The organism is Psychromarinibacter sediminicola, assembly GCF_029168335.1.
Taxonomy (GTDB): Bacteria; Pseudomonadota; Alphaproteobacteria; order Rhodobacterales; family Rhodobacteraceae; genus Psychromarinibacter; species Psychromarinibacter sediminicola.
Genome location: NZ_JARGYC010000005.1, coordinates 113,158 through 120,831 on the forward strand (window position 1 = coordinate 113,158; position 7,674 = coordinate 120,831).

Below are 7,674 nucleotides of genomic sequence, written 5' to 3' on the forward strand. Positions count from 1 at the left end.
CCCGGGCAGACGGCATCCTTGGTTAGCAGGGGCACCCGTCGGTGACAATGTGCTGGACACGGGTCCGCGGCGTCGTAGGTGGCTGCGGCGATGAGCATCATCTGGATCGGCATACTGGCGAGCCTCGGGGCGGGGCTGATGACCGGCGCGGGGGCGGTGCCCGTGCTGTTCGGCCGCAGCGTGTCGCAGCGGGCGAACGACGCCTTCCTCGGGTTTGCCGCCGGGGTGATGCTGTCGGCTTCCTACTTCTCGCTGATCCTGCCGGGGATCGAGGCGGCGGAGGGGCTCTACGACAGCGTGCTCGCCGCGGCCGCGATCGCGGCGGCGGGCATCGCGCTGGGCGCCGTGGCGGTGGCGGCGCTGAATGCCTGGGTGCCGCACCGGCATTTCGTGGCCGGGCCCGAGGGCGGCGATCCGGGCAAGCTGGCGAAGATCTGGCTGTTCATCATCGCCATCACCATCCACAACTTCCCCGAGGGCCTGGCCGTCGGCGTGGGCTTCGGCGGCGGCGACGTCGCGAACGGCATGTCGCTGGCCACCGGCATCGGGCTGCAGAACGCGCCCGAGGGGCTGGCCGTGGCGCTGGCGCTGCGCGGGCAGGGCTATTCCCGGTGGCGCAGCTTCGGCGTCGCGCTGGCCACGGGACTGGTGGAGCCGGTGGGCGGCGCGCTTGGCGTGACGCTGGTGCATCTGTCGCAGCACGTCCTGCCCTGGGGGCTGGGCTTTGCCGCGGGCGCGATGCTTTACATCATCAGCCACGAGATCATCCCCGAGACGCACCGGTCCGGCCATCAGGCGGCGGCGACGACCGGGCTGATTCTGGGGCTGATCCTGATGATGATGCTGGACGTGACCTTGGGCTGAGCGGCTGTGGCCTTGGCAACCGGCGCCGCGCGTGGCAAGGAGCGGCCGCCATTGCCCCGGAGACCCGCCATGATCCTGTTCCCCGCCATCGACCTGAAGGACGGCCAGTGCGTACGCCTCTTGCGCGGCGAGATGGCGGCGGCAACGGTGTTCAACGACGACCCGGCGGCGCAGGCGCGCGCGTTCCAGGTGGCGGGCTGCGAATGGCTGCACCTCGTCGACCTGAACGGCGCCTTCGCGGGCACGCCGGTCAACGGCGCGGCGGTCGAGGCGATTCTGGCCGCGGTGGACGTGCCGGCGCAGCTGGGCGGCGGCATCCGCGACATGGCCACCATCGAGACCTGGCTGGACAAGGGGCTCGCGCGGGTGATCCTGGGCACGGTCGCGGTGGAAAAGCCGGAACTGGTGCGCGAGGCGGCGGCGGCGTTCCCGGGGCAGGTGGCCGTGGGCATCGACGCGCGGGACGGGCGCGTGGCCACCAAGGGCTGGGCCGAGGAGACCGACGTGAAGGCGACCGAGCTGGCCCAGAGCTTCGAGGATGCGGGCGTGGCCGCCATCATCTACACCGACATCGAGCGCGACGGCGCGATGGGCGGGCCGAACGTGGCGGCCACGGCGGCGCTGGCGCGGGCCGTCTCGATTCCGGTCATCGCCTCGGGCGGGGTGTCGTCGCTGGACGACCTGCGCGCGCTGCGCGACTGCGGGGCGCCGCTGGCCGGCGCGATCTCCGGCCGCGCGCTCTATGACGGGGCGATCGACCTGCCGGAGGCGCTGCGCCTGCTGCGCGACTAACGGCCGCCGCGCCGCGCTCAGCCGCCGGCCGCCGTCGCCGTTATCTTCTCCAGCGCCTTGCGGATCGGCGCGACGGAGGCCGCATCGGCCGCGCCGCCGACCTCCGCGATCATCTCGCCGGGATCCTGGTAGGCAAGCCAGGTGCCGTCTCCGTCGGTATAGACCAGCACCCGCAGCGGCAGCACCAGCCCGGCCATCGGCGCCTCCCGGATCGCGGGGGTGCCGAGCCTGGGATTGCCGAAGACGACAAGCTCCATCGGCTGCAACTCCATGCCGACCGTCGCGGCGCCGCCGGCGTGGTCCACCCGCGCGAAGACCAGCGCCCCGGCGTCTTCCACGGCCACTACCAGCCGGTTGGCCACCTCGGGGACGCTGCCCGAGGCCGCCACCCGCACGATCTCGGCCGCGCGCGCCGCGCCGGTCAGCGCCAGAACCATCAGCCCCGCCACGATCAACCGCATGATCCGTCTCCCTTATTCGTTCCGGCACTGGCGCTCCGGCCGTTTCCGTCATACTAGACCGGCAGAGCCGACGGACGAAAGCCCATGCTGAAGACCCGCATCATCCCCTGCCTCGACGTGGCCGACGGCCGCGTGGTCAAGGGCGTCAACTTCGTCGACCTGATCGACGCCGGCGACCCGGTGGAGGCCGCGCAGGCCTATGACGCCGCCGGCGCCGACGAGCTGTGCTTTCTCGACATCCACGCCACGCACGAGAACCGCGGCACGATGTACGACCTGGCGACGCGCACGGCCGAGCATTGTTTCATGCCGCTGACCATCGGCGGCGGCGTCCGGACGCCCGAGGACGTGAGGAACCTGCTGCTCGCGGGGGCCGACAAGGTGTCGTTCAACTCCGCCGCCGTGGCCGACCCGGACGTGCTCGCGCGCGCCGCCGACCGGTTCGGCAGCCAGTGCATCGTCTGCGCCATCGACGCCAAGACCGTCGCGCCCGGGCGGTGGGAGATCTTCACCCATGGCGGCCGCCGGCCCACCGGCATCGACGCGGTCGAATTCGCGAAGACCGTGGCGGAAAAGGGGGCCGGAGAGATCCTCTTGACCTCGATGGACCGGGACGGGACGAAGCAGGGGTTCAACATCCCGCTGACCCGCGCCATCGCCGACGCGGTGGATATCCCGGTGATCGCCTCGGGCGGCGTCGGCACGCTGGACCACCTGGTCGAGGGCGTGATCGACGGCCACGCCTCGGCCGTGCTCGCCGCGTCGATCTTCCACTTCGGCACCTATTCCATCGGCGAGGCCAAGGCCCACATGGCCGCCGCCGGCATCCCCGTGAGGCTGACATGACCGCGCTGGAGCGCCTGGCCGCGACCGTCGAGGCCCGCAAGGGCGCCGATCCGGAGACCTCCTGGACAGCGAAGCTGCTGGCGAAAGGCCCGGAGAAATGCGCCGAGAAGTTCGGCGAGGAAGCGGTGGAGGCAATCGTCGCCGCCGCCAAGGGCGACCGGGACAGCCTCACGGCGGAGGCGGCGGACGTGCTCTATCACTTGCTGGTCATGCTGGCCGCACAGGACGTGACGCTGGCCGACGTGCTGACGGAACTGGAGCGCCGGGAAGGCACCTCGGGCCTCACGGAAAAGGCATCGCGCCGCACCTAGCGCGCTTCGCGTTCATCAGCATTCACATGAAGCACCCTAACGTCTTGATGTCGCATGCCCGAGGCGCACAAGACCGGTTCCCGCCTTTGTGCGACCTGCTCCAGCTTCTTCTCGTTACAAATACGCAATCCGGCGGCGCCACACGCGCATCGCCGGGCCCGATGCACCCAACCGAAAAACCGCCCCCACGCACGCAAGATCTTGCGCCGCAGGCGCGCCTTTCAACACGGGCCTACAGCTTCGAGGAAATCACCCCGGTATTGAATCCGGCCTTGCGCAACTCCCCGAACAGCCGCTGATGCTCCATCTTCGGGCAGAGGTTCTGGACCACGTCGCAGCCCCGCGCCTCCGCCGCTGCGGCCGCTTCGGCATTCTCCACCCCGATCTGCATCCAGACGGTCCGGAGCGCCGGCAGATGCTCCAGCGCCGCGTCCACGATGGGCGGCACGTGTTCCGAGCGGCGGAAGATGTCGACCATGTCCACCTCTGCCTCGGCCGGGATCGCGGCGAGGTCCGGCACCACCGTCTCGCCGAACAGCTCGGTGCCGGCATGGCCCGGATTGACCGGAATCACCCGGTAGCCCTTCAGCGACAGGTAGCGGGCGACGTAGTGGCTGGGCCGCACCGGGTTGGGCGAGACGCCGACGCAGGCGATCACCTTCGTCCGGGTCAGCAGTTGCCTGAGGTAGGGATCGGAATAGCGCATGGGTCCTCCTTACCACAGCGGCCGGACGAAAAAAGCGCCCGGGCCTGAAACAGGCCGGGCGCAAGTCACGGAACGAGGGACAGTGAAGTGAACGCGGATGTTCCGTTTCCACGTTCAACTGAGTATCTAGGAAAGCATTCCGGAAAGAAAAGGTCACGTAATATCGTTGTGACCGGTAGGTAAGCCTCGCAGACCCACAGGATGCGCAACGGGCTGTAACCGTGCGAAAAAGCAACATAATATCGGGCCGGACCGGTTTGACCGTTTGATAAAATAATCTCGACCCCGGTCCTGGGCGGCGCCGAATTCGGCCCGAAAAACAGACGTTTGCGGATTTTTCCCGCGAATTGAACAATGCCTGAGCAACCTCTGGGCGAGACATCTCACGCCGATTCTCCCCGGCGGACGGCGGCATAGAGCGCCACGGCCGCCGCGTTCGACACGTTCAGCGAGCCGAACCCGCCCGCCGCCCCGATCCGGACCAGCGCGTCGCAGGTCTCGCGCGTCTTGTCCCGCAGCCCCGGGCCCTCGGCCCCCAGCACCAGCCCGACGGGGCCGGTCACGCCGGCGAGCCCGTCCTCCAGGCTGTCCCCGGCCTCGCCGGCCAGCCCGAGCAGCGTGTAGCCCATCCCCTGCAGCACCTCCATCGTTCGGGCGAGGTTCGCCACCCGCAGGTAGGGCTGCCGTTCCAGCGCGCCCGACGCCGCCTTGGCCAGCGCCCCGGTCTCGGGTGCGGAATGGCGCGCGGGCGCGATCACCGCGCGGGCGCCGAACACCTCGGCCGAGCGCAGGATGGCGCCCACGTTATGCGGGTCGGTCACCCGGTCGAGCAGCACGACGCGCGGCGCGTCCCCGGCCGTGTCGCTGGGCGCGTGGCCGCAGACGTCCTCGGGCCGGCCCCAGTCGAGCGGCTTCACCTCCAGCGCCGCGCCCTGGTGCACCGAAGCGGGATCGAGCGGGGCGGGGAACTTGCGCGCATCCGCCATCTCGGGCGCCGGGCCGTGGGCCAGCGCGTCGCCCAGCCGGTCGGCGGCGTTCTTGGTCACGATCAGCCGCAGCTTCTCGCGCGCCGGATTCGTCAGCGCGTCGCGCACCGCGTGCAGGCCGAAAAGCCACACGGTTTCCGCGGCGGCGGCGCGGCGGCTGCGTTCCTTGTCGACGACCCATTTGGGTTTCTTCATGACATGCGATCCCCGGAATTTCCCGGGGAAATAACGGTTGACGGCACCGGGCGCCACGGCTAATCACCCCTTCGCGTCGGGCGACGAGCTGCAAGGTGCGGCAGCGGACTGTAACTCCGCCGGGGAGACCCATGCCTGGTTCGATTCCAGGGTCGCCCACCAATATCCCCCTCAAGAAAATGCAAAAACGTGCAAAAGCCCTTGTATCGTTGGCTCAAATGCGTTAGCCGAAAGGTGAAACTTTAGCAGGAAGTGCAATAACGTGCATAGTGTGCAGGCAAATTGTTGGTCAACAGACCCCCTGACCAACACGCTGACCAACAAACGGTGTTGGTCAGCCGGTTCAAGAAGAAGGAGGATGACATGCTCACCGAATCAAGCATCAAGGCAATCAAGCCAACGGCGAAGCGGATGCGTAGAAGCGACGGCGGCGGTTTGTTCGTGGAAGTCGCGCCCGGCGGGCGGAAGCTGTTCAAGCAGACGTTCCGCTACGACGGGAAGCAGTGCCAGGTGGTCCTAGGTGAGTTTCCGGCGCTCAAACTGGCGAAGGCGCGCACGCTCCGGGAACATGTCAAGTCCGTGCTGGCGGAGGGCGGGGACCCTCGTGAGGAGTTCAGACTCCGGTCGCCGGTCGGGGCAGGAGTGGACGGGGAAGAAGCACCCCCGGCGTCTCCGCCCGCCACGACCTGGCGCAGTTGGGTGGAAAGATACCTGGAGAAGCGCAAGCGTGAGAACGCGGCTCCGGCAACCGTCAAGAAGCTGTCCCTGCACGCGGAGAAGACCTACCCCGTGATGGGCGACAAGCCGATCCGGGACTGCACCTCGCGCGACGTGATCGCGGCCTGCCGCCCCTACGAGGAGGCGGGCAAGCTGAACTCGGCCCACGCCGTCCGCGCTCTCTGCGGCCAGGTCTTCCGGTTCGCCATCGCCCACGGCGAGGCCGACCACGACCCGGCAACGTCAACAAGGGATGCCATCGCCAGGCCCCAGAACGTCGGCTACCGAGGAATCACCGATCCGACGCGGGTCGGCGTACTTATGCGGGCGATCCGGGCTTACACCGGCGAGCCGCAGGTTCGGGCGGCACTCCTGCTCTCTGCCTACTTGTTCCCGCGCAACGCGGAACTCCGGCAGATGCGGTGGGACCAGATCAGCGGCAGCGTGTGGGAGGTCCCAGCCGAGGCGATGAAGAAGAAGCGCACCCACGTCGTCCCGCTGCCGAAGCAGGCCCGCCAAGTTCTCGCGTGGATCAAGCCGCTGACCGGCGCGAGCACCCTCGTCCTGCCGTCACGAACTGCGGCCTCGGGGATGCTGTCGGAGAACACCTTGAACGCCACGCTGCGGCGGCTCGGATTCCCGAAAGAGGAGCATTGCCACCACGGGTTCAGGATCACGGCCTCGACCACGTTGCACGAGGCGGGTTGGAACTCAGATTGGATCGAACGCCAGCTTGCGCACGTAGAGGAGAACAAGATCAAAGGCGCCTACAACAAGGCGCTCTACCTGGAGGACCGGGCGAAGATGATGCAGTGGTACGCGGACTGGCTCGACAAGCAGGAGGTTGCGTAGAGACCAAGAGGCTCACGAATAGAGAGGCGGTCAACCAGAGGCGGCTGATATTGAATGCAGCCGCCTACCGGCTTCTACGCGCGGTTCAGGAAGCAAATCCGGCCAAGGCGCCGCTGAAACGCGCCGAGTTCTCCACTCTGCAGACCTGCCTGGTCAAAACCAACGCCCACGTGATCGAAACCGCAACCCAGACCGGCGGGCGCTTCAATGAGGTCAGGGCGCTGTGGCCCCGGAGACGACCTTGGAAGGCTTCGAGGAGCCCACGCCCCGTGTTGCTTCAATGAGGCCGGGGCGCTCTGGCCCCGGAGACCGGCTCGGGTCAGTCCAAGGCGCTAGCGGGAGGCGCGGCTCCTTTTGCGCGCGTTGCCTGGCCTGGATTGTCGAGAGAGGCCGCGAGGTCGACCTAGTGGTTCGGCCGAGACGGATGAGTCCGTGTTGCGATCCCTGCGCCGAAGCCCGAGCGTAACCATCAAATGACCAGGTTGAGCCCATATTGACTGCGGCGCGGCGGGGCGAACTCGCGCATGCTGCGAAACGCATATCGTCACCTGCAGCCTCAGACCGAACCTTGGTGAATGCCGCAGCGGGTGAGCGGAACTCATCGAAGCGGCCATTCTTCGGACGTGCTCCATTCGGATAGCCAATTGATGCAAATCACGGTGGGCCACCGGGAATCGGATAGGAAGACGATCGCACCGCTCGGGGTGCGCTAATGTCATCCGGTCCTCCGACAGGAGGACAAGCGAGGTTCGATGCCGACACGCGCAATTCCGGTCTTTCTGGCCATAACCTTTCTGATCAGCTGGGGGATCGTCGGCTTCTACGTGCTGGCCCCGGGCCTGGCGTCGAGCTGGTTCGGAGAGATCAGCGGCGCGCACCCGCTCTTCTTCCTCGCCACATGGGCGCCCGCCATCGCGGCGCTCGTGCTGGTCCTGTCCCATGCC

General features: G+C 67.9%; 8 protein-coding genes, 1 tRNA gene and 1 pseudogene. 7 read left to right on the forward strand and 3 right to left on the reverse strand.

The window, feature by feature from the left end:
* Positions 1-90: 90 nt before the first annotated feature.
* Together P1J78_RS03435 and hisA are read left to right on the forward strand one after the other, a co-directional pair.
* The gene (locus P1J78_RS03435; protein WP_275565926.1) at positions 91-864 is read left to right on the forward strand and encodes a ZIP family metal transporter; all 774 of its coding nucleotides are present in this window, start codon (positions 91-93) and stop codon (positions 862-864) included.
* 69 nt (positions 865-933) lie between these two features.
* Entirely contained in the window at positions 934-1,656 is a 723-nt protein-coding gene (gene hisA, locus P1J78_RS03440) for a 1-(5-phosphoribosyl)-5-[(5-phosphoribosylamino)methylideneamino]imidazole-4-carboxamide isomerase (protein ID WP_275565927.1), read from the forward strand.
* Positions 1,657-1,673: 17 nt separating this feature from the next.
* On the opposite strand, the gene P1J78_RS03445 is transcribed toward hisA, so the two are convergent.
* Entirely contained in the window at positions 1,674-2,117 is a 444-nt protein-coding gene (locus P1J78_RS03445; protein ID WP_275565928.1) for a DUF302 domain-containing protein, read from the reverse strand.
* Positions 2,118-2,201: 84 nt separating this feature from the next.
* Between P1J78_RS03445 and hisF the strand changes: the two genes are divergently transcribed.
* The gene (gene hisF / locus P1J78_RS03450) at positions 2,202-2,963 is read left to right on the forward strand and encodes an imidazole glycerol phosphate synthase subunit HisF (protein ID WP_275565929.1); all 762 of its coding nucleotides are present in this window, start codon (positions 2,202-2,204) and stop codon (positions 2,961-2,963) included.
* Positions 2,960-3,274, forward strand: coding sequence for a phosphoribosyl-ATP diphosphatase (locus P1J78_RS03455; RefSeq protein ID WP_275565930.1), 315 nt, complete (start codon positions 2,960-2,962; stop codon positions 3,272-3,274). The genes hisF and P1J78_RS03455 overlap by 4 nt, the downstream gene beginning before the upstream one ends.
* A gap of 232 nt (positions 3,275-3,506) precedes the next feature.
* Here the strand turns inward: P1J78_RS03455 and P1J78_RS03460 are convergent, their stop codons facing one another.
* Together P1J78_RS03460 and rlmB are read right to left on the reverse strand one after the other, a co-directional pair.
* Positions 3,507-3,980, reverse strand: a complete 474-nt coding sequence (locus P1J78_RS03460) for a CoA-binding protein (protein ID WP_275565931.1) — start codon at positions 3,978-3,980, stop codon at positions 3,507-3,509.
* Between the two features lie 383 nt (positions 3,981-4,363).
* Positions 4,364-5,161: a 23S rRNA (guanosine(2251)-2'-O)-methyltransferase RlmB gene (gene rlmB / locus P1J78_RS03465; protein ID WP_275565932.1), complete on the reverse strand. Its 798-nt coding sequence runs from the start codon at positions 5,159-5,161 to the stop codon at positions 4,364-4,366.
* Positions 5,162-5,239: 78 nt separating this feature from the next.
* Between rlmB and P1J78_RS03470 the strand changes: the two genes are divergently transcribed.
* The 3 genes and pseudogenes from P1J78_RS03470 to P1J78_RS03480 all read left to right on the forward strand — a co-directional run.
* A tRNA-Tyr gene (locus tag P1J78_RS03470) sits at positions 5,240-5,323 on the forward strand.
* A 201-nt stretch (positions 5,324-5,524) separates the two neighbouring features.
* Positions 5,525-6,730 (forward strand): tyrosine-type recombinase/integrase, encoded by a 1,206-nt coding sequence (locus P1J78_RS03475; RefSeq protein ID WP_275565933.1) that lies wholly within the window; start codon positions 5,525-5,527, stop codon positions 6,728-6,730.
* Between the two features lie 752 nt (positions 6,731-7,482).
* A pseudogene (locus P1J78_RS03480) lies at positions 7,483-7,674 on the forward strand (CPBP family intramembrane glutamate endopeptidase); the annotation flags it as partial.

Bases quoted from the DNA above. Each gene is read 5' to 3' on its own strand.
- P1J78_RS03435 (WP_275565926.1), top strand. From the start codon at position 91: ATGAGCATCATCTGGATCGGCATACTGGCGAGCCTCGGGGCGGGGCTG.
- hisA (WP_275565927.1), top strand. From the start codon at position 934: ATGATCCTGTTCCCCGCCATCGACCTGAAGGACGGCCAGTGCGTACGC.
- P1J78_RS03445 (WP_275565928.1), bottom strand. From the start codon at position 2,117: ATGCGGTTGATCGTGGCGGGGCTGATGGTTCTGGCGCTGACCGGCGCG.
- hisF (WP_275565929.1), top strand. From the start codon at position 2,202: ATGCTGAAGACCCGCATCATCCCCTGCCTCGACGTGGCCGACGGCCGC.
- P1J78_RS03455 (WP_275565930.1), top strand. From the start codon at position 2,960: ATGACCGCGCTGGAGCGCCTGGCCGCGACCGTCGAGGCCCGCAAGGGC.
- P1J78_RS03460 (WP_275565931.1), bottom strand. From the start codon at position 3,980: ATGCGCTATTCCGATCCCTACCTCAGGCAACTGCTGACCCGGACGAAG.
- rlmB (WP_275565932.1), bottom strand. From the start codon at position 5,161: ATGAAGAAACCCAAATGGGTCGTCGACAAGGAACGCAGCCGCCGCGCC.
- P1J78_RS03475 (WP_275565933.1), top strand. From the start codon at position 5,525: ATGCTCACCGAATCAAGCATCAAGGCAATCAAGCCAACGGCGAAGCGG.